Origin of the sequence: Thalassospira profundimaris, from assembly GCF_003326795.1 — a bacterium.
Lineage (GTDB): Bacteria > Pseudomonadota > Alphaproteobacteria > Rhodospirillales > Thalassospiraceae > Thalassospira > Thalassospira profundimaris_C.
Map to the genome: position 1 here is coordinate 199,151 of NZ_JPWI01000005.1, position 24,315 is coordinate 223,465.

General features: G+C 53.6%; 26 protein-coding genes. 14 read left to right on the forward strand and 12 right to left on the reverse strand.

The window, feature by feature from the left end; all coding sequences use genetic code 11:
• Positions 1-347: 347 nt before the first annotated feature.
• The 4 genes from TH30_RS10130 to TH30_RS10145 all read left to right on the forward strand — a co-directional run bounded on the left by TH30_RS10130 (position 348) and on the right by TH30_RS10145 (position 4,172).
• Positions 348-1,235, forward strand: a complete 888-nt coding sequence (locus TH30_RS10130; protein ID WP_114097966.1) for a carbon-nitrogen hydrolase family protein — start codon at positions 348-350, stop codon at positions 1,233-1,235.
• A gap of 20 nt (positions 1,236-1,255) precedes the next feature.
• Entirely contained in the window at positions 1,256-2,254 is a 999-nt protein-coding gene (locus tag TH30_RS10135; protein WP_114097967.1) for a TRAP transporter substrate-binding protein, read from the forward strand.
• Between the two features lie 77 nt (positions 2,255-2,331).
• Positions 2,332-2,841, forward strand: coding sequence for a TRAP transporter small permease (locus TH30_RS10140; protein WP_114097968.1), 510 nt, complete (start codon positions 2,332-2,334; stop codon positions 2,839-2,841).
• 50 nt (positions 2,842-2,891) lie between these two features.
• Positions 2,892-4,172: a TRAP transporter large permease gene (locus TH30_RS10145; RefSeq protein ID WP_114097969.1), complete on the forward strand. Its 1,281-nt coding sequence runs from the start codon at positions 2,892-2,894 to the stop codon at positions 4,170-4,172.
• A 56-nt stretch (positions 4,173-4,228) separates the two neighbouring features.
• Here the strand turns inward: TH30_RS10145 and TH30_RS10150 are convergent, their stop codons facing one another.
• A complete protein-coding gene (locus TH30_RS10150; protein ID WP_181850220.1) occupies positions 4,229-5,131 on the reverse strand; it encodes a LysR family transcriptional regulator in 903 nt (300 codons plus the stop codon).
• Between the two features lie 336 nt (positions 5,132-5,467).
• On the opposite strand from TH30_RS10150, the gene TH30_RS10155 reads away from it, so the two are divergent.
• Together TH30_RS10155 and hemF are read left to right on the forward strand one after the other, a co-directional pair.
• On the forward strand, positions 5,468-5,941 hold the full coding sequence (locus TH30_RS10155; protein ID WP_114097971.1) for a tRNA (cytidine(34)-2'-O)-methyltransferase: 474 nt from the start codon (positions 5,468-5,470) through the stop codon (positions 5,939-5,941).
• Positions 5,938-6,801: an oxygen-dependent coproporphyrinogen oxidase gene (gene hemF, locus TH30_RS10160; protein ID WP_114097972.1), complete on the forward strand. Its 864-nt coding sequence runs from the start codon at positions 5,938-5,940 to the stop codon at positions 6,799-6,801. Before TH30_RS10155 ends, hemF begins: the two co-directional genes overlap by 4 nt.
• A 46-nt stretch (positions 6,802-6,847) precedes the next feature.
• Here the strand turns inward: hemF and TH30_RS10165 are convergent, their stop codons facing one another.
• The 3 genes from TH30_RS10165 to TH30_RS10175 form a co-directional block, all read right to left on the reverse strand.
• A complete protein-coding gene (locus tag TH30_RS10165; protein ID WP_114097973.1) occupies positions 6,848-7,768 on the reverse strand; it encodes a hypothetical protein in 921 nt (306 codons plus the stop codon).
• 286 nt (positions 7,769-8,054) lie between these two features.
• Positions 8,055-8,705: a glutathione S-transferase family protein gene (locus TH30_RS10170; RefSeq protein WP_114097974.1), complete on the reverse strand. Its 651-nt coding sequence runs from the start codon at positions 8,703-8,705 to the stop codon at positions 8,055-8,057.
• Between the two features lie 143 nt (positions 8,706-8,848).
• Positions 8,849-9,745, reverse strand: a complete 897-nt coding sequence (locus tag TH30_RS10175) for a branched-chain amino acid aminotransferase (protein ID WP_114097975.1) — start codon at positions 9,743-9,745, stop codon at positions 8,849-8,851.
• A gap of 113 nt (positions 9,746-9,858) precedes the next feature.
• Here TH30_RS10175 and TH30_RS10180 point away from each other — a divergent pair, with 113 nt between their 5' ends.
• From TH30_RS10180 to TH30_RS10190, 3 genes are all read left to right on the forward strand, one after another.
• Positions 9,859-10,374: a MarR family winged helix-turn-helix transcriptional regulator gene (locus TH30_RS10180; RefSeq protein ID WP_114097976.1), complete on the forward strand. Its 516-nt coding sequence runs from the start codon at positions 9,859-9,861 to the stop codon at positions 10,372-10,374.
• Positions 10,375-10,594: 220 nt separating this feature from the next.
• Positions 10,595-11,323 (forward strand): response regulator, encoded by a 729-nt coding sequence (locus TH30_RS10185; RefSeq protein WP_114097977.1) that lies wholly within the window; start codon positions 10,595-10,597, stop codon positions 11,321-11,323.
• Between the two features lie 50 nt (positions 11,324-11,373).
• Complete coding sequence (locus TH30_RS10190; protein WP_258548683.1) at positions 11,374-12,708, forward strand: ATP-binding protein; 1,335 nt, start codon at positions 11,374-11,376, stop codon at positions 12,706-12,708.
• Between the two features lie 97 nt (positions 12,709-12,805).
• Here TH30_RS10190 and TH30_RS10195 read toward each other — a convergent pair whose 3' ends face one another.
• Positions 12,806-13,501, reverse strand: a complete 696-nt coding sequence (locus TH30_RS10195) for a nitroreductase family protein (RefSeq protein ID WP_114097979.1) — start codon at positions 13,499-13,501, stop codon at positions 12,806-12,808.
• A gap of 242 nt (positions 13,502-13,743) precedes the next feature.
• On the reverse strand, positions 13,744-14,427 hold the full coding sequence (locus TH30_RS10200; RefSeq protein ID WP_114097980.1) for a GntR family transcriptional regulator: 684 nt from the start codon (positions 14,425-14,427) through the stop codon (positions 13,744-13,746).
• Positions 14,428-14,733: 306 nt separating this feature from the next.
• Between TH30_RS10200 and TH30_RS10205 the strand changes: the two genes are divergently transcribed.
• The 3 genes from TH30_RS10205 to TH30_RS10215 all read left to right on the forward strand — a co-directional run bounded on the left by TH30_RS10205 (position 14,734) and on the right by TH30_RS10215 (position 18,793).
• The gene (locus TH30_RS10205) at positions 14,734-15,510 is read left to right on the forward strand and encodes a ferredoxin--NADP reductase (RefSeq protein ID WP_114097981.1); all 777 of its coding nucleotides are present in this window, start codon (positions 14,734-14,736) and stop codon (positions 15,508-15,510) included.
• Between the two features lie 206 nt (positions 15,511-15,716).
• Positions 15,717-17,207, forward strand: coding sequence for a methyl-accepting chemotaxis protein (locus TH30_RS10210; RefSeq protein ID WP_114097982.1), 1,491 nt, complete (start codon positions 15,717-15,719; stop codon positions 17,205-17,207).
• Positions 17,208-17,437: 230 nt separating this feature from the next.
• Positions 17,438-18,793, forward strand: coding sequence for a PAS domain-containing protein (locus TH30_RS10215; RefSeq protein ID WP_114097983.1), 1,356 nt, complete (start codon positions 17,438-17,440; stop codon positions 18,791-18,793).
• Between the two features lie 85 nt (positions 18,794-18,878).
• Here the strand turns inward: TH30_RS10215 and TH30_RS10220 are convergent, their stop codons facing one another.
• The 4 genes from TH30_RS10220 to proC all read right to left on the reverse strand — a co-directional run bounded on the left by TH30_RS10220 (position 18,879) and on the right by proC (position 21,627).
• Positions 18,879-19,223 (reverse strand): tRNA-binding protein, encoded by a 345-nt coding sequence (locus tag TH30_RS10220; protein WP_114097984.1) that lies wholly within the window; start codon positions 19,221-19,223, stop codon positions 18,879-18,881.
• Between the two features lie 184 nt (positions 19,224-19,407).
• The gene (locus TH30_RS10225; protein WP_114098056.1) at positions 19,408-19,860 is read right to left on the reverse strand and encodes a phasin family protein; all 453 of its coding nucleotides are present in this window, start codon (positions 19,858-19,860) and stop codon (positions 19,408-19,410) included.
• A gap of 228 nt (positions 19,861-20,088) precedes the next feature.
• Entirely contained in the window at positions 20,089-20,775 is a 687-nt protein-coding gene (locus TH30_RS10230; protein ID WP_114097985.1) for a TetR/AcrR family transcriptional regulator, read from the reverse strand.
• A 36-nt stretch (positions 20,776-20,811) separates the two neighbouring features.
• Entirely contained in the window at positions 20,812-21,627 is an 816-nt protein-coding gene (gene proC, locus TH30_RS10235; protein ID WP_114097986.1) for a pyrroline-5-carboxylate reductase, read from the reverse strand.
• Between the two features lie 35 nt (positions 21,628-21,662).
• On the opposite strand from proC, the gene TH30_RS10240 reads away from it, so the two are divergent.
• Positions 21,663-22,016, forward strand: coding sequence for a hypothetical protein (locus tag TH30_RS10240; RefSeq protein ID WP_147251967.1), 354 nt, complete (start codon positions 21,663-21,665; stop codon positions 22,014-22,016).
• Here TH30_RS10240 and TH30_RS10245 read toward each other — a convergent pair.
• Both TH30_RS10245 and TH30_RS10250 read right to left on the reverse strand, forming a co-directional pair.
• Positions 22,013-22,519 carry a type III secretion system chaperone family protein gene (locus tag TH30_RS10245; RefSeq protein ID WP_114097988.1) on the reverse strand — a complete coding sequence of 169 codons (507 nt, stop codon included), beginning with the start codon at positions 22,517-22,519 and terminating at the stop codon, positions 22,013-22,015. The genes TH30_RS10240 and TH30_RS10245 overlap by 4 nt on opposite strands.
• A gap of 201 nt (positions 22,520-22,720) precedes the next feature.
• Positions 22,721-23,035: an accessory factor UbiK family protein gene (locus tag TH30_RS10250; protein WP_114097989.1), complete on the reverse strand. Its 315-nt coding sequence runs from the start codon at positions 23,033-23,035 to the stop codon at positions 22,721-22,723.
• A 209-nt stretch (positions 23,036-23,244) separates the two neighbouring features.
• Here TH30_RS10250 and rfaD point away from each other — a divergent pair, with 209 nt between their 5' ends.
• Entirely contained in the window at positions 23,245-24,231 is a 987-nt protein-coding gene (gene rfaD / locus TH30_RS10255; RefSeq protein ID WP_114098057.1) for an ADP-glyceromanno-heptose 6-epimerase, read from the forward strand.
• Positions 24,232-24,315: the final 84 nt, after the last annotated feature.

Consider the following 24,315-nt stretch of genomic DNA (forward strand, 5'->3'; position numbering starts at 1 on the left):
TTTTTCTTATTCCAAAAAAGTCTAATAGGGCGGTTAAAGGGTAATTATCTGTCCTTCCCGATCTGATTCGTCATCCTGCGACCGCTCGAATCCTCCCGGAACTTTCCGGTCATGCGAATGCGATGTTTTTGTTTCCGGAAATTCAAGGCGACGTGTCGGTCGATGTTGACTGTCAGGATGCTTCACAGGCCTTGATTCCGGCGGATGTCACAATGGTGTAAGTTTTCTTACATATAGCGCAAGCCTGGCCCACCTATGCGCCCTTCCTGTCGCCTCGTAATGTTTCCGCAACAAGCAGGAGCAAAGTGCTCCCTCGAGGAAACTGTCAGGCAAAGGGTAAGAACTTCATGCAAAGCAAGGTCGTAGCAAGCGCGGTGCAACACCAGCCCGTCGAACTGGGTGGTATAGCCGAGAATCTTGCTTTCATTCTCAACCAGATGCAGGTCGAGGCATCAAACGGTAGCGATCTTGTCGTGTTTCCCGAAGCCAACCTGACCAGCTTTTTCAAACATGAAGAAGGCGGTCTGAAACGGCTCTGGAACGAGGGTTCCGTTGATGTTGATGGTCCGGAGCTCAAGGCAGTTGCCGAGGCCGCAAAGACTCTTGGCATCTATACGGTCGTTGGCTTCAATGAACGTTCTTCGATCGTCGGCACCATTTATAACAGTGCCGCCCTGATCGGACCGGAAGGCATCGTCGGTGTCACCCGCAAATGTTTCTTCCCCGGCATTGAAAAGCTGTATTACACCCCGGATTACAACCGCACGACCTTTGACTGTGCGCTGGGCAAGATCGGGATCGTGATCTGCTATGAAACCCTGTTCCCCGAAGTTGCACTGGAACATTTCAGACAGGGTGTAGAAATTCTTGCAGTCACCTCTTCCTTCTGGTCGGGCGGCACCAAAGGCGGCGCAGGGGACCCGGTCACCAAAAAGAAATTCTGGGAAACGGTTCCGACCGTTACCGCCATTCAGAACCAGGCATTTGTTGTTTCGTGCAATGCCTGCGGCTTCCTCGATCTCGGCAAGAAAGTCGGGACCTGGGAACGCCTTGGCCTGAGCCAGATCGTCTCCCCCAACAGTGGCATTCTCGCACAGGCCGGACAGTTCGCCGCCGAAACCATTCGGGCCGAACTGCTTGAGAGCGATCTCATCGAGGCACGCGCCAATTATCCCCTGATGGCAGATCGTCTTCGGGGTCGAAAACTTGTCGAACAACCTGTACCAACCAGATAATTATCAGAACGGAGGCACCAATGAACAGCAAGTTCAAATTTGCGGCATTTGCTGCAATCGCAATGGCCGGTTTCGGTAGCCAGGCCATGGCTCAGGAATTCACCTTTACCTTCGGTCATGTTCTTATGGAAGATACCCCGAACGGTAAGGCAGCACGCGCATTCGAAAATGAAGTCGAAGAAAAATCCAATGGCCGCATCGAGATCAATGTGATCCCGGCTGGTGGCCTCGGTGGCGATGTCGACATCATCGAACAGCTGCAAAATGATCTGGTCCAGATCGCAATTCCGCCGACCGCGACCCTGGGCAACTTCGAACCGAAACTTCAGGTTCTTGACCTGCCTTTCATCCTTCCGAGCGAAGAAATGATGGTCAAGGTTCTTGATGGCGAAGTCGGTCGTTCGATCCTTGATACCCTTGATCAGCACGGCATGCATGGCGTGAACTTCTGGGGTGCCGGTTTCCGTAACATCACCAACAATGTTCGCGAAATCACCGCGGTCGAAGACCTTGCCGGCATCAAGATGCGCACCATGCAGGCACCGGTCATCCTGACCCAGTACAACGAATGGGGTGCAAACCCGACGGCAATGGCCTTTGCCGAAGTTTACGGCGGTCTTCAGGCCGGCGTTGTTGATGGTCAGGAAAACCCGATCGCCAATATCGTTGCGATGAAATTCTATGAAGTTCAGAAATACATGACCCTGTCGTCACATGCCTATCACGGCTATGCCGCAGTCATGAGCGAGAACGCATGGAACTCGCTTCCTGATGATCTGCGTGCCGTCGTTGTGACCGCCTTCGACAATGCCCGCGACCTTGCTCGTCAGCTCACCAACGAGTATGAGGCAGAACAGCTTTCCAAAATCAGCTCGGACATCGCAGTCCATCGCCTGACGGATGCTGAAAAGGATGCCTTCATCAAAGGCAGTTTCGCTGTCCATAAGGCCTTTGCCGATGTAGTTACACCGGAACTGATCAATTCCATTTATGCAGTTACCGGCGCAGGTCCCAAGTAATCTGCACATTTCGAAATGATGGGCCGACTTGCAAGACTGCAATCTTGCAAGTCGGTTTTTGACAATGGGACGGCAAAATGTTCGAAAAATTTGACAAGGCCCTTGCCCGCCTCGAAGACGGATCCATGATCTTTCTGATGGCTGTCGCAATTTGCCTGACATTTCTTCAGGTGGTCATGCGCTATGTCTTCAGTGCCCCGCTTTACTGGGCCGAGGAAGTTGTGCTCTATGCGATCATCGTCATGAGCTTTGTCGGCATCAGCATCGGCATCCGTCTTGGCAGCCATATCTCGGTTGATCTTCTCGATGCCATCGTTCCGGCGCGATATATCCCTGTCCTTCGGATCATCGCCATTGCCTTGGGGATTTTGTTTGCACTCGCTCTGGTCTATTTCGGCGGCAAACTTTTCCTGAACACGCTTGAACGTGGTCAGTTGTCCCCCGCACTGCGCATCCCCGTTTCAGCCGTTTACGCAATCATTCCCGTTTCCGGTTTCCTGTCGCTGTTTCGCTATGGCTATGCGCTTGCACAATTACTGCAAGGCAAACAGATCGCGGCATCCGAAGAAAACCTGCGCGCCATGTAGGTCGCACCCGCAAACAGCTGAATTCCGGTTTCTATCAGGGCAAAAGAATAATGTTATCAGGACTCTTGCTTTCATTCGGGGGCCTTCTGCTATTTGGCCTTCCGATCTTCGCGGCACTGGCCTTTGCCGTTGTTGTCGCCGTCGGTTTCTGGGGGCCATTTGATCCGGTGATTGTTCCGATGCGCATGTTCGCAGGCATGAACAATTTCTCGCTGATGGCCATCCCGTTCTTCATTCTCGCATCCGAACTGATGCGTATTGGTGGCTTGTCCCAGCGTCTGGTCGACCTGGCAACCGTACTGGTTGGCTGGATCCCGGGCGGGATTGCTGCGGCAACTGTCCTGTCATGCCTGTTCTTCGGGGCGATTTCGGGATCAAGCCCGGCAACCGTGATTGCGATTGGCAGCATCATGTTCCCGGCACTGGTTGCCGCGGGCTATGATCGCTTCTTTGCCATCGGTCTGATCACTGTGGCAGGGACGCTGGGCCCGATTGTTCCGCCCAGCATCGGTCTGATCATTTATGGGTCCGTCACCGGCGCGTCGGTCGGCAAGCTGTTTGCCGGTGGTGTCGGCCCGGCTCTGTTGATTGGGGCTCTTCTGATTGCGGCTTGCGTGATTTTTGCCATCCGGCGCGGCTATCCCCGTCAGGATTTCCCGACCCGTGCGGCCTTCCTTCTTGCAGTCAAACGTTCGGCATGGGGCCTTGGCTTGCCCTTCCTGCTTCTGGGCGGCATTTATTCCGGTGTCTTTACCCCGACTGAATCCGCGGCTGTTGCCTGCATGTATGGCTGGTTCGTCGGTGCGGTAATCTATAAGCAGATCGGTCTTGCCGAACTTAAAAGCATCCTGAAATCATCAGGTGCGATTGCCGCCACCCTGCTTCTGATTACGGCGGGTGCATCGGCATTCTCTTGGCTTCTGACGATTACCGGCGCACCGGGCAGCCTGTCCTCACAGGTTCTGAGCAACACAAGTGATCCCTTCACCGTTGCTGCGCTGTTCAATATTGTCATGCTGGTGACCGGCTTCTTCCTTGATAGTGCATCCGCCATCATCGTTCTCGCGCCGCTGCTTCAGCCGATTGCAGCCCAGGTTGGCATTGACCCGGTGCATTTCGGCCTGATCACGGTTGTGAACTTCTCGGTGGGCATGCTCACCCCGCCGGTCGGGTTGAACCTGTTTGTGGCGATGGGTGTTTCAAAGATGTCGTTGCGCGATGTCTTGCGGGGCTGCCTGCCCTTCATCGCAATCATGATCGTTGCCCTGATCCTGATCACCTATGTGCCATGGATCACCTTGTGGCTACCCGATCTGATCTACGCGCAATAGGACTGCCAAGACGTGTTGATGTGAAAAACAGGCGGGGCCGGAGCAATCCGGCCCCGCTAGTTTTCTTCGTAAAACAGCCGCCGGTCTTTCTGGCAGGTCTCAAGCAAAAATTTCCAGACCGACATCAGACCCGGGAAACGGTGCAAGTCGCTTGACGACGAAATCCAGTATTTGCGTGCAAACGCTATTTCCGGGCAGACCCGGATCAGATTGAATTCCGAAATCAGGTAAATCGGGAAAATCCCCAGTCCGAGCCCGGCCGAAGTCGCAAACAGCTGCGACACCATGCTTGTGCCGCGAAACGCATATTTCAGGTTTGGTGAAAGTTCTTCATGGTAATTCAGGGTCTGGGAAAAAATATGGTCGCGGACATAGCCGACCCACATGTGATCAAGCACATCTTGCGATCCCTTAAGTGGCCCGTGTTCGGCGATATAACCTTCACTGGCATAGATCCCCAATGTGTAGGGGGTCAGAACCTTCTTGATCGTATTTTCGCCTTCGGGTTCTTCAAGGGTTACACAGATATCGGCTTCACGGTTGGTGATCCGGGCCTGTTTGGGCAATGAAACCAGTTCGAAATCAATATTCTGGCCACGCAGCCACCAGGAAAGTTTTTCCGCCAGATAGCCGTTCCCAATACCCTCAACCACACCGACACGGATTTTAAGACGCGGCGCAGATGGACTGTTTTGCTTGGCAAAGGCAAGACGCAACTGGCGTTCGCATTCCTCGGCATAGCTGGCCAGATCACGCCCGTCGCGGGTCAGTTTATAGCCCGACTTGTCCTGGGAAAACAGTCGAACACCCATGCTGTTTTCAAGATTTGAAATCCGGGCCTTGACCGTCACACGCGATGTATCAAGAACCCGGGCTGCCGCCGACAAGGTTCCTTCACGCGACAGCACCAGAAGATGCTTCAAATCATCCCAGTTAAGGTCAAAGTGGGGTTCCTGCACAGATATGACATCCTGAATACGGCAAGGCGGGATACTTGAAAAAAAACGGTTCGACCCGTCTTTGAAATTCATCCCCGAAGATACCGAAAATACATCGGGTTTGAAACACCATTGAACCGGATTATAAAGTTTTACCGGCGCGGGGCTGCCCATTCACCCCAATGCTTTCAGCTGCTGCTGGACCAAAGGCTTCCGGAAAGTCGGGCTGCGGGCATGGTTGCGATTAATTGCCGTCAATTTCTGGCGACTTCCTGTCTAATTGGGGTAAAAGGTCGTGATCATTCATACGATAATGGTCCGAACCGGCCGGACCACTTTCCGATAACGACAGGCACCATGAGAATCTGTTTATTTGAACCCGACATACCGCAAAATACTGGCACCATTCTGCGGATGGCAGCCTGTTTCGGGTTGCCCGTCGATATCATTGAGCCTTGCGGGTTCTTGCTGACCTCGGCGGCACTCAAACGCGCCGGGATGGATTATCTCGACAAGGCCGATTATATACGCCATGCCGACTGGCGCAGCTTCGCTGAAGCACGCGACAACGGCACGGTTCCCGGTCGCCTGGTTTTGCTGACCACCAAGGGGGCGGAACCCTATTGCGATTTTGAATTTCGCGCTGACGATATTCTGATGCTGGGTTCCGAAAGCAAGGGGGTGCCTGATCCGGTGCATGATTATGTCGATGCCCGCGTGGTGATCCCGATGAAGCCCGAAATGCGGTCGCTCAATGTGGCGATGGCAACCGCGATGACGCTGGGCGAGGCGCTCCGTCAGACCAACAGTTTTCCAAAGAGGACGCAATGAGCAGCACAGACGCAACCCTGATTGAAACGCGCAAGAAAACCGCACAGGCATGGTTCCGTCAGTTGCGCGATGACATCTGTGCGAGTTTCGAGGCGTTGGAAGACAGCTATACCGGGCCGCTCTCTGATCGACCGGCTGGTCGGTTTGAACGCACGGTCTGGGAACGAGGCACCAATGAGGGCGGCGGCGAAATGTCGGTCATGAAGGGCCGGGTGTTTGAAAAGGTCGGGGTCAATATTTCGACCGTGCATGGTGAGTTTTCCGAAAAATTCCGGGCCGAAATTCCCGGTGCGGCGGAAAACCCCAATTTCTGGGCAGCGGGCATATCACTGGTCGCCCATCCCTGTTCGCCCCATGTCCCGGCGGTTCATATGAATACCCGCCATATCGTCACCACCAAGGCATGGTTTGGCGGTGGGGCTGACCTGACACCGGTCTTCCCGCAAGAAACCGATACCGCCGATTTCCACGGGGCGCTCAAAGCTGCCTGTGATGCCCATGGCGATGACTATTACGATCGTTTCAAAAAGTGGTGCGATGAATATTTCTGGCTGCCGCACCGCAATGAACCGCGCGGTGTGGGCGGGATTTTCTATGATTATCTTGATGCCGACTGGGACGCGGACTTTGCCTTTACCCGGGATGTCGGCAAGGCGTTTCGCGATATCTATCCGAAACTGGTCGCACGCCATTACAACAAATCCTGGACCGACGAGGAACGTCAGGCCCAGCTGGTCAAACGCGGTCGCTATGTCGAGTTCAATCTGCTCCATGATCGCGGCACACGCTTCGGCCTGATGACCGGTGGCAACACCGAAGCCATTCTGATGTCGCTTCCGCCCGAAGCAAAGTGGCCGTAACCGGTTCACCGCTTTCACGCGATAGGATCGGATATGGTGAAGGGGCTTACTGCGTCGAAACGGTCGGGGCCTGTTTTGTGATCGTTTCTGATGCTGTTGCGTTCAGCGTCTGCCAGTAAGCAACTGCCGGATTTATCACGCCGCTATTGACCAGACAGCGCTGGATAAAACCGCTTTCGCGCAGTCTCTTGATGCCCCGGTTCAATGCGTCGACAACCATGCCTGAATCCCTCAGGCTGGCCGAGACCATGAAATGCTGTGTCGCGGGCAGCGATATTTTGACGCCTTGGATCGGGTAAAGCCAGATGCTGTCAACCTGCCGTCCCATGTCTTCCTGTGACGAGAACTCAAGTAACGTAAAATCGGCACGTCCCGCATCAATAAGCGCAAACATCTGTTTGGTGGTTGCCGCAGTGCTCAGGCTTGCCAGCGACAGGCTTTCAAGAACCTGCCAGTCCAGTCGCCAGCTGCGAATGCCCACAGCACGCAAGTTTCGGATGTCCTGAATGTTCAACTGGCGATCCGGGGTAATCAAATTGCGGCGGGCATAAAGGCCCTTTTCAATTTCACCGGACAGAAAAACCGGTTCGGTTTGAAGGGCGCCTTCATCGACCGAGATGTTGAATATCCAGTCGGTCTTGATATCCGCCTGACCCGACAGGATCATTTTGCGGCTGCGCTCTGAATTCGGGGAGTGCACCGGTTGGACCTCTGCCTCGAAGCCGCCTTCTGACAGCGCTTCGCGAAGCAGCGTATAGTTCATAAGTGACAGGTTCGACTGGTTTGGTTGCCGGCATTTGCGGCAATCGTCGGAACGACTGAGGATACAGTCATTCAGTCCATCCAGATCTGCCTGCTGGACTGGAATCCTGATGGTGCGTTTTTGCTCCGATGATCGGGCATCTGCACCGAAACCATCGACGAAAAACAATGCGGCAATGATCCCGAAGAACAGCCTGAACCGCATGGCTCCCTCATATACATTTCTTATTATGTAGTTCAGGGTTTTATCTCAAATAAAGGATGATTACTACAAAAGAGCATCAATCCTTGTAATGAGGACGCGGGCCGGATTTGCTGCGCTTGCGTCATTTCAGGGCAGTTCAAATGCGGATCTTGCGGTTTTTGATCATACGATCCTGTCGCCATTGTGGCCCGCATCTTTATGATCTGGTCTGATCACTTCGATAGCGGGCTATATTGTATGAGGATTTAAAAGGTTTTATTTTGCAGATATTTATCAGCGAAATGCCCTAGTCATGGGTCTGGCCGCTATAGCGGGTTTGAACCATCGAGGGACGGGTGCCGAATTCCTCATACCATTGCGAAAGCTTCGGGCGGCCGGTTTTGAAATCGGCCAACGCGCGAAATTCGATCCATTCCAGCCCGGTGGCCAGCGCAATATGGCCAATCGTGATCGGGTGCTTGGGATCAAGACTGGCTTCAAGATAATTGAATGTTTCGATCAGTTTGGTCTTCTGGCCCTCTGCCAGCGGGGGATAGCGCAAAGGTTCCGGGCGGCGCGCCGTTTCCCAGCGATAGAGCACACCTGCATCGCACATGCCTTGCGCCAAAGCATGCAAACGCAAGGCATGCAGCCGTTTTGGTGCCTTGTGCGGGATCAGTTTTCGGCCCTCATGCAGGCGATCGAGATAGTCGCAAATCACCAGTGAATCATAAAGTGTCATGCCATCGGGCAGCACCAGAACCGGCACCTTGCCCAGCGGATTGGCGGCAAAGATCGCATCATTGCGGTTGGTCGGGCTGGTTTCGTGATGGATGACCTCGATGCGCTGTTGCAGGCCCGCCTCGATGGCAAAGACCAGCACTTTGCGGGCAAAGGGCGAGTGGGTCTGATAGAGCAATTGATGGTCGGGTTTTAAATCATCAGACTTTTGGGGCATGGATTTCGACCTTGGACGGTGCGCAGGGCGGTTGAAAGTGACTTAGCCATGCGGTTTGCACGCAGGCAATAAAAAACCCGGTCCAGTGGACCGGGTTGATTATTTGGCAAAATCTAATAATCGATGTGATTATTAAAAATAAATCACTCAGCAGCAACCGCAGCCTTGTCGCCACGGACCAGCGCCATATAGTCTTCCATCAGGGTCTTGCAGACCGTTGCCGGGGTGAATTTGTACTGGCCGATTTCAGCCACCGGAGTGACTTCGGCAGCCGTGCCGGTCAGGAAGCATTCTTCGAAATCTGCCATTTCTTCAGGCATGATGGCGCGTTCGATGACTTCATATCCGCGTGCTTTCGCAAGGCCGATGACGGTGCGGCGGGTAATGCCATCCAGGAAGCAATCGGGCTTTGGCGTATGGATCTTGCCATCCTTGATAAAGAACACGTTGGCACCGGTCGCTTCTGCCACCTGACCACGATAATCAAGCATCAGGGCATCGGCATAGCCTTTGCGCTCGGCTTCGTGTTTGGACAGGGTGCAGATCATGTAAAGACCGGCTGCCTTGGCGTTGGTCGGTGCGGTGTTCGGTGCCGGACGTGCCCATTTCGACAGATCAAGACGAATACCTTTCAGGCGTTCTTCCGGCTTGAAATAGCTTGGCCATTCCCAGCAGGCAATCGCGACATTGATGCGCGTGGTCTGGGCGGAAACACCCATCATCTCACTGCCGCGCCATGCAATACGACGGATATAGCCTTCGGTAATGTTGTTGGCGGCAAGGGTTTCGATAACCGCGTCATCAAGTTCCTTGGCGCCATAGGGGATTTTCATATCCAGAATTTCGCCGGACTTGATCAGACGTTCGCCATGTTCGGCCAGCTTGAAAACCTTGCCGTTATAGCAACGTTCGCCTTCGAAAACCGCACTACCATAATGGACAGCGTGGCTCAGCACATGCAAAGTGCTTTCACGCCAGGGTTTAAGTTCACCATTATACCAGATAAAACCATCACGGTTATCAAAGGTCGGAGTCGTCATTTGCCAAATTCCAATTCAAAATCGTTCCTGGACGTAACTTTATGTCCTTATTTGTCTGGTCGAAGTAACATTCATAGATTAATATGTCAATATAACTGACATAACGGATAAGCATGGCAGATATCTCTACACGTAAAGTCAATCCGCTTTTTCTGCGGGAAGAAGAGCTTAGGCAGGGCATTGAATTGCTTTTTTATGCCTATCGCGATTTCACCGCGGTCGCGGACCAGATGCTTGAGCAATATAATTTCGGGCGGGCACATCATCGGGTCATCTATTTCGTCAGCCGGAACCCCGGAATTACGGTCAGCGACCTGTTGTCGATTTTGAAAATCACCAAGCAGTCGCTGTCACGTGTGCTCAGCCAGCTGGTGCGCGAAGGGTTCATTGAACAGCGAACCGGTTTGCAGGATCGCCGCCAGCGGCTTTTGACCCTGACCGAAAAGGGTGAGGCGCTTGAACGCGAACTCACCGAAAAGCAGCGCGCCCTGATTGCTGCGGCCTATCGCGAAGCCGGTGCCGAAGCCGTCGAGGGATTCCGCAAGGTAATGCTTGGCATGCTGGGCGAAGAGGATCGCAAGCGCTTCGCTGATGAAGGTCCCACGGGGCTGCGCCAGCGCGCCGGTTAGTTCGCAGCCTGTCTGTGCCTGCTGTCGCCGACGGGGGGCAGGCAATCGCGATATAAGTGATTAAGTGACCAGATCAGATAAAGTGCCTTGCGGTCGAAATGCCGGGCACTTTATTTTTGTCTGCAAGGTACCGATGTCTTGATCCTTACGCTTTTGAAACACTTTATCGCCAAGTTATTCGTCATTTAATCAGAATGGTTTCGGTCTTTGGGGACGTGCAATGACTGGTGTTGATCAGCCGCATATTCTGGTGGTCGATGATGATGATCGCCTGCGGGATCTGTTAAGCCGCTATCTTGGTGAAAACGGGTTCTCGGTGTCGGCTGCGCGCGATGCGGCTCAGGCACGTGCCAGTCTGGCCGGATTGCAATTTGATCTGATTGTTCTTGATGTTCTGATGCCCGGTGAAAAGGGTGTCGATCTGGCGCGCAGCCTGCGTGAGTCCGGGTCCAGGGTTCCCATTCTTTTGCTGACGGCTCTTTCGGAAACCGAAGACCGGATCGCCGGACTTGAAGCCGGGGTGGATGATTACCTTGCCAAACCGTTCGAGCCGCGCGAGCTTGTTCTGCGCATCGAGGCCATCCTGCGTCGGTACGGCGAAATGCCCGAACCAACCGAAGAAGTCACAGAGATTGCGGGCTCAGAGATTGTGTGTTTTGGTCGCTTCAGTTTCGACCCGGCCAAGATGAACCTGCAACGCGACGGGGAGCATGTCTATCTGACATCGGCCGAGCAGGCCTTGCTTGCCGCCCTGATCAAGCGCCGCGGGCAAACGACGTCACGTGAACAGCTTCATGAAATGATCAGCGGCAATGCGATTGATCCTGCTGCCTCGCGCAGTATTGATGTACAAGTCACGCGCTTGCGCCGTAAATTCGAAGAAGACCCGAAACAACCAAGATACTTGCAGACCGTACGCGGTCGGGGCTATGTCCTTTATGCCGATTGATCAGGGCATCTGTCTTGTCAGTAGCGATGAATTGAACAGGGAATTGCACGTTGGGTAGTGAACAAAATAGCCGGATCAAGTCATTGATGCCGACGGGCCTTCTTGGACGGTCGTTGCTGATCCTGATGACGCCGATGCTGCTGCTGCAAATCGTCACTGTTCTGATTTTCTTCGAGCGTCACTGGGACACGGTCGCCCGTCAACTGAGCCGTGGTCTTGCCGGTGACGTTGCCTATGTGATCGATTATCTCGGCGAATATCCCGACAAGGAACATTATGTCTGGCTGCAGCATTCTGCGCGCGCGCATATGCAACTTGATATCGCCTTCGAACCAGATGAAATCCTTGAGGAACAAACAACCGAACCGCCACTTGGTCTGGTGTCAGAAGAATTGTTTGTTGCCCTGACCGAGCGTGTGCAGCGTCCGTTCTATTTCAATCTTGATCTTGATAACCGCAGGCTGGAAATTCGCGTGCAGTTCAAGGAGGGCGTGATTTCAATCGTCGCCCCGCGCAAGCGTCTTTACAGTTCGACGACCTATATCTTCTTTATGTGGATCGCGGGGTCGGCATTGATCCTGTATGGGGTTGCGGTGATCTTCATGCGCAATCAGGTCCGCCCGATCCGGCGTCTGGCAAAGGCAGCCGATCAGTTCGGTCGCGGTGTCAATGTCGGTGACTTCAAGCCCGAAGGTGCTGCTGAAGTCCGCATGGCAGCAAGTTCGTTCATGTCGATGCGTGACCGTATCGTCCGTCACCTGTCGCAAAGAACAGCACTTCTGGCCGGTGTTTCACACGATCTGCGCACACCGCTGACGCGGATGAAACTTGAACTTGCCATGCAGCAATCATCGCCGGGTATCGACGCACTTAAACAGGACGTGATCGATATGGAGCGCATGGTCGATGCCTATTTGGCATTCGCGCGCGGTGAAGAAGGCGAGAAGGCGGAACTGACCGATATCGGTAAACTTCTGACCGATCAGGTCGGCGAGGCATTGCGTGACGGACAACAGATTGATCTTCACATCGAAGACAGTCTGGAAATGGACCTGCGCCCGCAATCATTGCGTCGCTGTGTTTCCAACATCATGTCCAATGCCGGTCGGTATGCGAACAATCTGTCGGTGCGGGCCGGTCGTCGCGGACAGGATTATGAAATCGTGTTTGACGATGATGGCCCCGGTATTCCGGCAGATAAGCGCGAAGAAGTGTTCAAACCGTTTTTCCGTCTTGAGGAATCCCGAAACCAGGCGACCGGCGGTGTTGGTCTTGGCATGACAATCGCACGTGATTCCGCACGCGGTCATGGCGGCGAAGTTCATCTTGAAGATGCGCCGGGTGGCGGTTTGCGGGTGCGGCTGGTCCTGCCAATCGGTCACTAGTCAAACTGGAACTTACAGACAAAAAGCCCCGCAATTTCTGCGGGGCTTTTTGTCTGTAGGGTGGTGCGACGAGGGGTGAAGTCGGGCCGGATTATGATCAGAAGAATGTCGCGATTTCCGAAAGGTCCTTTTTCTCGGTCGCATGGGCCGGGATGGTGGCGTCCGGTGCCGGGTAGCCGGTGACAAGCAGGATATAGGGCTTGTTGTGATCGGGGCGGCCGCAAATCTCGGTCAGGAAGCTCATCGGGTTTGGCGTGTGGGTCAGGGTTGCTAGGCCTGCACGATGCAGGGCTGCGATCAGAAAGCCGGTTGCGATGGAAACCGATTCCGGCACGTAATAGTTCTTGCGCAACTTGCCATCGGCCGAGGTACTTTTGCGTTCACCAAAGATGCAGATCAGCCAAGGGGCGGTTTCCAGAAACGGCTTGCTGTCATCGGTGCCAAGCGGCTTGAGGGCTTCGAGCCATTCTTCACCGGCGCGGCCTTCGTAAAAGGCGCGTTCTTCTTCTTCGGCGGCAGCGCGGATTTTCTTTTTCATTGCCGGATCGCCGATTACCGAGAAGTGCCATGGCTGATGGTTGGCCCCGTTGGGGGCAGTACCCGCCGCACGAATACAGGTTTCGATGATATCGCGCGGCACGGCACGGTCTGAAAATTCGCGCACGGTATGGCGGGTTTTGATCTCATCATAAAAGGCCTGCGCGCGGGCACGCATTTCGGCAAGGTCGTATTCCTGATAATCAGGCAGCGGGATGGGCTGAAATTCGGTGGTGAGGTGTTTGGTGGCAGACATGACGCTTCCTGAAATATTGTTAGTTTAAATTGTCAGACAATATTAAAGATGAAGAAGGCCCGGAGCAAGGTGCAAAATATCATCCGGCGGTCAAACTTGGTGTGTTGCGAGCAGCCCGCGTTAGCCATGAAGCCTGTTACTGATCACGCCAGTGCCGACTTCTGTTCGTGCAAGTCAGATCGCGGGAAGCTGCACCTGCGTGTTGTGCCGGGATGACGGTATTTGACACCGACTATTGGCGATCAGTCGGCTTGCGGGTTGGCAAAGTGATCGTCAGACAGCGCCTGAACCAGTTGCCGTGACTGGTCGACATGGGCAATCATGATGGCTTCGGCGTGTTTGGGATCATTGGCGCGCACCGCTTCAAGCAGGTCGCGATGGGTGGCGTTGGTGGCAAGAACCTTTTCGTCGGCCACCAGAACCCGGAATTGCAGCCAATAGACGTTATTGGCAATCCGGCGCAGCTGTTCGCGCAGCAGTTCATTCTTGCTGACATCGGCAAACAGCATATGGAAGGCAAGGTTATGCTGGGACATGGCATTCAGGTCACGGCTGGCCTCGGCGGCGTCAAGCGCGGTCTGGATGTCTTCAAGCGGGGATATCGCCCCGGCAAGTGCGGGGGTTGCCAGGCGAACAGCCAAACCTTCGAGTGCGCCACGAACTGTGAAAAGATCATCGACTTCGCGCCGTGTCATGTGCCGGACACTGACCCCGCGATAGGGTTGGGAATGCAGTAATCCGTCAGAGGTCAGTTGACGAAAGGCCTCGCGAACCGACGGGCGACTGACATCAAGTTTTTTGGCAAAGTCAATTTCCGTCAGTCTCTGTCCGGGGGCCAGACGTCCTTCGCGGATGGCGTTGGTGATTGCATCTGCAATCTGCTGAACGGTCAGAGCATCAGACATTTCGCCGGTTGATCGAGTCATCTGTCACCGCATTGAGATGTGTCATTGTATCGAGGCAAGCCAGGGTATATCTAACCTGACCAAAAGCTTGTCAATCGGGTCTGTTCTGCCTAATGTGCCTGATTGTCAGACAATATTCTACACTTAATTTTTATTGTTTTATGTAAATTACACAAAATGACAAGAAATATGGATTGTTTTGTTGCGATATACGGTTAGTTGATGTTAAATCGCGCCAACTTGGCATGGAATGCGTGCCGGGATAAAACTCCGTGTTTCCCGCCACGGTTCCACACACAGACAGACGAAACGGATTGATGTAGCGTTATGGCCAGCAATTTTAACGAAGAAACAGTCACTTACGTCCATCACTGGACTGACACTCTGTTCACGTTCAAAACCACCCGCGATCCGGGATTCCGATTCATCAATGGTCAGTTCGCGATGATCGGACTCGAAGTAGAAGGCAAGCCGCTTCTGCGCGCCTATTCGATGGTCAGCGCGAATTATGATGAAGAGCTTGAATTCTTCTCGATCAAGGTGCCGAACGGTCCGCTGACCTCGCGCTTGCAGCATATCAAGGTTGGGGACAAGATCCTTGTCGGGCGGAAGCCGACCGGAACCCTGATCCATGACAACCTACTGCCGGGCAAGAATTTGTGGTTGCTGTCGACCGGTACCGGTCTGGCCCCGTTCATGAGTGTCATCCGCGATTACGAAACCTATGAGCGCTATGAGAAGGTAATTCTTGTGCATGGTTGCCGCGAAGTTCGCGAACTGGCCTATCAGGAATTCATCCATAGCGAACTCCCGAACAACGAGTTCTTCGGCGAAGATGTGCAGAACAAGCTTCTGTATTATCCGACCGTCACGCGTGAAGAGTTCAAGAACCAGGGCCGTATTACCGAACTCATGAAGTCGGGCAAACTTTATGATGATCTTGGTCTGCCCAAGCCGACCCTTGAAAATGATCGCTTCATGCTGTGCGGCAACCCGGAAATGATTGCTGATACCCGCCAGATGCTGGTCGAGTGGGGCGGCAAGGAAGGCAATATGAACGAACCCGGTCACTTCGTGATCGAGAAAGCTTTCGTCGAGAAATAAACTGCCTTTCCCGGGGCAGTTGATGGCGGCATGTCATTTGATATGCCGCCATTTTTTTGTGGTTGGCTCTGTTTTCGCCAATAGGTTGCAATGATCCTCCTCAAATGAGGATAGATGCGTCTAATTCGTTTGTATAGGTTCCGCGTCAACGCATCGGCTTGGCAATCGCTAAGTCGTTTTCCTGATACCAGGCGAGAGGACATCACATGGGATCTTTTGGTTTTTTCCGGCGTGGCGACACTGCGACCGCTGCAAGTACGCTTGATGCACTGGAACAGTCGCTGGCCGTTATCGAATTCGACTTGCAGGGCAAGGTGCTGCGTGCAAACAAGAATTTTTTGACAATTATGGAATATGAGTTGTCAGAGATCGTCGGCAAGCCGCATGCAATCTTTGTCCCCGACGACATCCGCCGAAGCCCGGATTACGAGACCTTTTGGTCCGATCTGCGGGCGGGCTCATTCAAAAGTGCAGCATTCCCGAGGATCACAAAGACAGGTCGCCAAGTATGGATCGAGGCAACCTACAATCCGGTGCGCGACCGCAAGGGCAACGTCGTCAAGATTGTCAAATTTGCTTCCGACATTACCAAGCGTCAGGAGATGCTGGCCAATTTCGAAGGCAAGGTAACCGCCATTAACCGCAGTCAGGCAGTGATTGAGTTTGACCTTGATGGCAAAATCCTTGATGCAAACGACAATTTCTTGTCGGTGATGGGGTACCAGCTTTCGGAGATTGTCGGAAAACATCACAGCATGTTTGTGGATCCAGATTATGCGAAAAGTCTGGATTACACTGAATTTTGGCGCGAACTGCGCAGGGGGAATTTCTCCTCGCAGCAGTTCAAGCGTTTTGCCAAGGGCGGCAAGGAGATCTGGATTGAAGGATCCTATAACCCGATCTTTGATGCCAATGGCGTGCCCTATAAGGTTGTTAAATATGCTGTGGATATTACCGAACAGGTCAAGCTTCTGACGGATCTTAAGAAGATGATCGACAGCAACTTTGGTGAAATTGATCTGAGCTTGAAAGAACTGGATCAGCGTTCCTCGATTGCCTATTCGAGCTGTGAAGAAACGTCGGCGAACGTTCAGGCTGTTGCCGCCGGTGCCGAACAGCTTGCGGCATCAATTGCCGAAATTTCGCGCAGCATGGCCGGGGCAAGAGCATCAACCGATCAGGTGTTTGAAAAGTCGATTGCTGCGGGCACATCGACAGAGAAAATGAATGAAGTCGTGACAGCTATGAGCAGTATCATTGATGTCATTCAGGGAATTGCAGGGCAGATCAATTTGCTGGCGTTGAATGCGACGATTGAATCGGCCCGTGCAGGCGAAGCAGGCAAAGGCTTTGCTGTTGTTGCGACAGAGGTCAAGAACCTTGCCAATCAGGTTGCCAGGGCGACTGAACAGATTACGGGTGAGATCGAAGGTGTTCAGAGCATTGCCGGTGAGGTCAGCGGTGTGCTGGGCTCGATCCGGACGGAAGTAGAAGATGTGCTAAATAACGTGACGACGATTTCTTCTGCGGTGGAGGAACAAAGTTCCGTAACCCAGCAGGTGTCGAGCAACATGCAAAGTATGGCAAGTTCTGTTGAACAGTTCGCAAGTAGCGTGGACTTTATCCGGGATGCTTCTTCGACAGTTCTGGTAAATGTCAGTCGAACCCGTGAGGCTGCATTGGTCCTTGCGCGTTAAGCGAATTCGACGGCGTGGCCGAAAAGAAGATTGTTCCCAGAACGATCGATTAAAAGAGGCATGGCATATAATCGCCATGCCTCTTTGTTTTAGGGCTCCAGGGTTTTGCATCCTATACGAGTGTATTATGTCCTCCCCATATGAGGATAGTGGGGACGCGATCCCGGTGATATATTCACGATAACGAATATGTTTAGCGTTGCGCCAGGCAACAATCCGGGAGAGCCGTCATGAATTCCGTTGCTTCGTCTATCGGGCAAGATCGCAATGATCTGTCATATGACCTGCATGCTGCTGTTGATGTGTCATTCGCCGTGGCTGAATTTGACCTGAATGGCAGGATCATCAGGGTCAATGAGCGATTTCTGGCGATGACCGGATATGACGAAAGCGAAGTTGTCGGGCAACATCATTCCATGTTCCTGCCTGCCGAGGTGGTCAACGGACCGGACTATGATCTGTGCTGGATCGAGTTGCGCGCCGGAAAGAGCAAGCGGGTTGTTCTGCCCTGTGTGACCAAACAGGGTGATCTTATCTGGGTCGAGGAGACCTATGGCCCGATACGTGATTGCAAGGGAGCGGTAAGCGCAATCATGCGGCTTGGTGTTGATGTCACCGAACGTCATGAAAAGCTTATTGACCTGCAGGGCAAGGTCGATGCGATTGAGCATAGCCATGCGGTGGTCGAGTTCGATGTGAAAGGCAATATTCTGACGGCCAATCACCATTTCCTTTCGATCATGGGATATGAACTTGCAGAAATTGTCGGCCTGCATCACAGCATGTTTGTCGAACCCGATTATGCTCAAAGTGCCGACTACCGCGCATTCTGGCGATCTCTTGCCAACGGAAAATACAGCGCCCGGCAATTCAGACGGGTCGGAAAGGACGGTGACGAGGTCTGGTTTGAGGCAACCTATAACCCGGTCTTTGCCCCGGATGGCACGGTTCGTAAAATTGTCAAATTTGCTGTCGATATCACGGGCGAAGTCCATTCGCTGGGTGATTTGAAAACGACCCTTGATTCAAGCTTCATTGATATTGACCGCAGTTTGTGCAAGTTCGATCAGAATTACGAAAGGGTCGCCAAGGCATGTCGTCTGGCACAGGTTCATCTTGAAGCCAGCAGCATGATCGCCGGACGGTTGGTGTCATGCGTTGAGGAAAGCGCCCAACGGATGACGGAATTGCAATCTGTGGCCGATCATGTTTTCGATACGGTGATCGAAGGCGATGTTGCCGCCGTCGCGATGGAAAATGCACTGGATGCGGTGCGTGACGGCGCAAGGGGCACGCCCGAACTCAAGGCACGGATCGACAATCTTGATGAATGCGTCAGCGAGAATGTGCGCATATTGACCGCCCTGCGTCTGGACATGAAAGCGATGCTGGACCGTGTGGCCGTTGTCTCGGTGGCCGTCGAGAAGCAAGGCGATGTCATATCGCAGGTCACCAGCGAGATGCATGGTGTTCAGACGTCGCTTGCGACATCGCAAGGGTTGCTTTCGGGATTGCAGATGGTGTCGGAAGAAATGGTGGTGGCGGTCGGTCGCACGCGCGAGGCATCGGTAGTTTTGGCGCGCTAATCTGTAAAAAGATAGCGCGGCACGAGCGGGGACAGGCATCTTTGGTGCCTGTCCCTCTGTTTTTTGGGGGGAACAGGTTCCGCGATCAGAACAGGCGTGCGCCATTGGGCACATCCTCGTCCGGGCGGATCAGGACGATGCCCTTGTCATCTGCACCATCGGGGAAGCCAAGACACAGGAATTCGGACATGAAGGGACCGACCTGTTTTTTGGGGAAATTGATGACACCGGCAACCTGACGGCCGATCAGTTTTTCAGGGCTGTAATATTTGGTGATCTGGGCGGATGTTTTTCTGGTGCCGATCTCGGGGCCGAAATCCACCCACAGCTTAAGGGCGGGACGGCGGGCTTCGGGGAATTCCTGTGCGTCGATCACTGTGCCGACACGGATATCGACTTTCAGAAAATCATCAAAACTGATTTCGTTCATTGGGCAAGGGCCTCCTTGTTATGAAGACAGCTTACTGTTCGGAAATCAGGCTGATAAGTCCAAAGCATCGCGGGTGGGCAAATTCCGGAGTTTGAGCAAAATCCGCGGGGCAGACAAAAGAAAATGGCAGGACCTTGCAGTCCTGCCATCAAGTAGATTACGGGAAGTTATCAGCGGAAAGCTGTTACTTCGCAGCAGCGGTCTTTTCGATCGCTGCCTTGAATTCATCAAGGGATTCGGTAAAGCGAGCCTGCAGAAGAGCAAGAGCTTCTTCCTGGGACTTGGTTACCAGACCAGACAGTTCCTTGGCGGTCGAAAGTGCGTCTTCGTATGCAGCTTTCGCGGCTTCGGTCTGCTTGGCAGCCGTAGCCATCGGGTCGTCAGCGGTAGTAGCAGCGAAATCTTTGCCCTGGGTTTGAACTTTATCCAGCAGCGCTTTGAAAATTTCGCTCTGACGCTGAGCAACAGCCTGGAAACCGTCGAAGGCTACCTTGTTGGCTTTGGTGAGGGCTTCCACGTTTTTACGCTGGAAAGCCATCATTTCATTCACGTCAACACCCGGAAGTTTGAAGTCCGCAGTGTATTTGGTGAAGTCGAGGTCAAAGAACGGGTTGGTTGCCTTTTTTGCGGCGGTCATGGTTTTGCACTCCATCAACATTTGCAACAGGTGTGGAATGAGGCGCTATTGTGCGCCGCACAAATTCAACTGCAATATGCCGGAATGAGCCGGATGCGTCAAGGATTATTTTGCACTGCACAATAACTTTAGGGTTAATGTTTTGTGTCTGCAAAATCCCTTGGGTTGGGTTTTGGGAATTGCTGCGTCAGATCAGGGGGTTAGATATCAGGCGCGACCTGATTGTCTTTACTGACGCAGATCTGGGGCCGTTGTGTCGGTCGTGCCCGATGATTTTTTCGACGAGAATCGGCGGCAATTTTCAGAAAGCTTGCGACACAGTTTTGCGGCCTTGCCCAAACCTTTTTCAACCTGCCCGTCCCAATCGGCGGCACGCGACAGTTCGCGATCAAGATAGGCCATCGTCGGACCAAAGTCGGTGCTGTCATCATCAAGCCACTGGCGGAAGGTGCGGGCATAGATTGCCGTCAGTCCGGTAACGCGCAGCGATCCGTGAAGGCCGGATGTCCGAAAACCCGAAGCATCCAGCATCCAGCGCATCGAACCAAAATGACTTTTGATTGCCCGGATCGAGTCCGCCGGGCCGAGATCACCGCGTGCTGCAATGATCGAACGCAGGGCAGGGCGATAATCAGCCAGCGCATCAAAGCGCGCCATGATCACGGCAATCAGGCGATCATGGCCGGGTTCGTTGAAATCATCGGCATCAAGATCGGCCAGAACTTCGTGATCAATCTTGCGGATGAAGCGACGAAGGATATCGCCCTTGCCGTTGCAGTGCGCATGGCAGTCGGCCAGACTGAGGCCAGCAGACCGGGCGATATCGATCATGGTGACGTCATGCCAGCTTTTCTCGGCAGCCAGTTTAAGGGCGGCATCGATCAGGATATTTGGGATATCCTTTTTGGCGGGCATGAGCGTCTCCTGTCAGGTCAGATTACGAAATGTCGATCAGCTTGCCAGCTCGACCGAACGTTTGCGGGCGGCTTCGATAGCACGGGTCATCAGTTCCGGCAGACCGTTTTCCTGATCCATCAGAACATTCAATGCCGCGGCCGTGGTGCCGCCGGGGCTTGTGACATTCTGACGCAGGGTGGCTGCGGTTTCTTCGCTGGCATCAAGAAGGAAGCCGGCACCAATCACGGTCTGGCGGGCAAGCAGCATGGCCTGATCGGCTGGAAGGCCCGCAGTTTCGCCAGCCTGTGCCATGGCTTCGACCAGATGGAAGATATAGGCAGGGCCGCTGCCCGAAAGGGCGGTAACCGCATCCATCAGGCTTTCATCCTCGACCCAGGAAACCAGTCCGACCGTGGCCAGCAGGGTTTCACACATGTCGCGCTGGGCGATGCTGACATTTTCGGTCGGGCACATGACGGTCATGCCGCGCGATACAGCCGCCGGGGTGTTGGGCATGGCGCGTACGATGCGGGCCAGTTTGCCGAGATGGCTTGCAAAGAATTCAATGGTCTTGCCCGCCGCAACCGACAGGAAGACGGTTTCTGCACGGACAAGCGGTTTGTAAGCGTCAATCACATCTGGCAGGACCTGCGGCTTGACGGCGAACAGGATGACCTGCGGGATAAAGTCCTGCGGAATGCCGGCAACGTCGGTAACCCCATGAATGCCATAACTTGCTTCAAGCTTTTCGGCGGCTTCGGCCTGTTCAACGATATAGACATTGTCAGCCTTGAGGCCCTGGGCCAGCCAGCCTTCAAGCATGGCACTGCCCATCTTGCCACAGCCGACCAGCAAAAGACGCGTATTCATAAAATCTGCTCCGCTTTATCCATCGGGTTCTGTTGATGATGACGCTATCAACAGTCTTGATGCAATGCCGTAGCGATCTTCTCAAGGTGGGTCAAGTCAGTGCAAAGGACAAGGGCCCATGGCAGGAGAGCTTTGAAAAAGCGTGTTTATCCACATTGAAGGTGGCTTTGCCTGACAAGGCCGGGCTTTGCGGGATTTTGTTTTGTCAGGCCATGCCCAAGATGCGGCTTTGCGCGATTTGTTTTGTTTGGCAAAAAAAGCGGCTGCTTGCAAAAAAAAACTGCATTGCAACGAAAAAGGACGGCATTCATGCCGTCCTGATACGTCAGATCAGTCAAAACACCGGGCACATTGCCGGGATGGTTTGTGATGGTCTGGTGTGGTCCTAGGCCTGACCTGCCGGTTCGAGCATTGCATGGGTCAGGGCATCGTCCGGGGATTGACCCTGGCCGAGAACAAAGTTGAAGGCCGGGAAGAAGCGTTCGCATTCCGAAATCGCGATATCGATCAGTTCCTCGAACTGTTCGACCATCGGGGGAACGTCTCCTCCAAACAACAGCGTGTGGCGGAACAGTGGCATGTTTTCTTCAAGCCACAGCCCGAAATGCCCGATCCAGAGCTGTTCGTTGCATTTGGCAACCAGCTCGTACATGCGCGGACGCAGGGGTTCGGGCACAAACAGGTCAAAGCAACATGCGATATGCAGCGCCTCGGCATCGTCGCGCCAGGTGAAATAGACCAGATAAGTACACCAGTGGGCCGGAATCTCGACCACCACCTCGTCGGTGCTGCGTCGTTCCAGATGCCATTGGTTCGTGCGAGCGATATCTTCGACAAGGAGCAACGGATTTTCGTCGCCCAGATCGCCAATATCGTCGAGTTGGTCGTTCATATATACCCAGCCTGTATAAGCATGTGCGAAAGGGCGCGCACTATATGCCGGTGCCCGCCGTCTTTCAACCGTCCTGCGACGCAGGAGCGCAATGAATTTTGGAACTCGGCTTAAGCCCGGTCCGTTTTATCCGTCCTGATCGACCTTTCAGCGATCCTGATAGACGGCCCACATCCATTTATGTGGGGATTTAAACGGCGATCAGGCGTCTTTTTTTGCAGCCGGTTTCGAGGCCGCACGTTTTGCCGCCGGTTTGGCAGGGGCTTCAGCTGCTTCGAGACGCTTTTCAAGTTCGACGATGCGGGCTTCAAGTGCGTCAATGCGTTCGGCGGCCTTGATCGCGACATCATGGACGACGTCGAATTCTTCGCGGGTGACCATATCCATGCCCATCAGGATTTTTTCGAATTGCTGACGGACAAGGGCATCAACTTCGCCTTTGACGCCCGTCATGGTGCCCAGTGCAGAATTGGTCACGCGGGTAATGTCGTCGAGAATGCGGTTGTTGATCTGCATGATGGTCTCCGGCTTTTGGGATCAATGTGTTGCGCATAATATGGGTGTTCGCTGTCATAGAGCAAGCTGATCGTCAGCAAAGGGCAATCTGGCGAACTTGCTGTGACGATATCGTGATTTTGACTGGCTTTTCTTGCTCCAGATCAGGGGCGGTCCTATAAAGTGACCAGAAAGTTCGATCAATGGGTTTTGCCCGCCAGGAGAATGCAATGCTTATCGTCACCGGTGGTGCCGGCTTTATCGGTTCCAATATTGTTGCTGCCCTTGAAGAACGCGGGGAAACCGACATTGTTGTCGTTGATCGCCTGCGCGACGGCATCAAGTGGAAAAACATTGCCAAGCGCAATCTGCGCGACATTGTCCATCCCGACGAACTGCCTGCTTTTCTTGAACAGCATTCGGGCAATGTCGATGCGATTTTCCATATGGGTGCGATTTCCGCGACCACGGAAACCGATGCCGACAAGATCCTGAACAACAACCTGAAACTGACGACCTGGCTTTGGGACTGGTGTGCGCGCCATTCGGCACGGCTGATCTATGCATCCTCGGCCGCGACCTATGGCGATGGCAAGCAGGGCTTTGATGACAGCTTTGACGAGGCTGATCTTGCCAAGCTTGCACCGCTCAATGCCTATGGCTGGTCCAAGCATGCGACCGACCGTCGTTTTCGCCGCATTCTCGATCAGAACGGCTTCCGCCCGAAACAGTGGGCCGGCCTGAAATTCTTTAACGTCTATGGCCCGAATGAATATCACAAGGGCGGTATGCGTTCGGTGGTTTCGCAGATGTTTGACAAGCTGTCGGCTGGTGAAACCGCAACACTTTTCAAATCCCATCATCCCGATTACGAGGATGGCGGACAGCTGCGTGACTTTGTCTGGGTCGGTGATGTGGTCAGTATCATCATGTGGCTTTATGACAATCCACAGGTCAGCGATCTGTTCAATATCGGGACCGGCAAGGCGCGCAGTTTCAAGGACCTTGCCCTTGCCGTCTTTGATGCCATGGGCAAGGAGCCGGTCATCAATTATGTGCCGACCCCGGAATCCATCCGTGACAAGTACCAGTATTTCACCGAAGCCAATATGAACAAGCTGCGTGCGGCGGGCTATGATCGTGACATGACATCCCTTGAAGAAGGGGTGCGTCTTTATATTCAGGATTATCTCGCGACCGAAGATCCGTTCCGTTAACAGGATGTGGATCCGCAGCATCGGTCTGTTTGCCATGATGCTGCCCATATCCTTTGAGACATCAGGATCATCACCCGAACATGA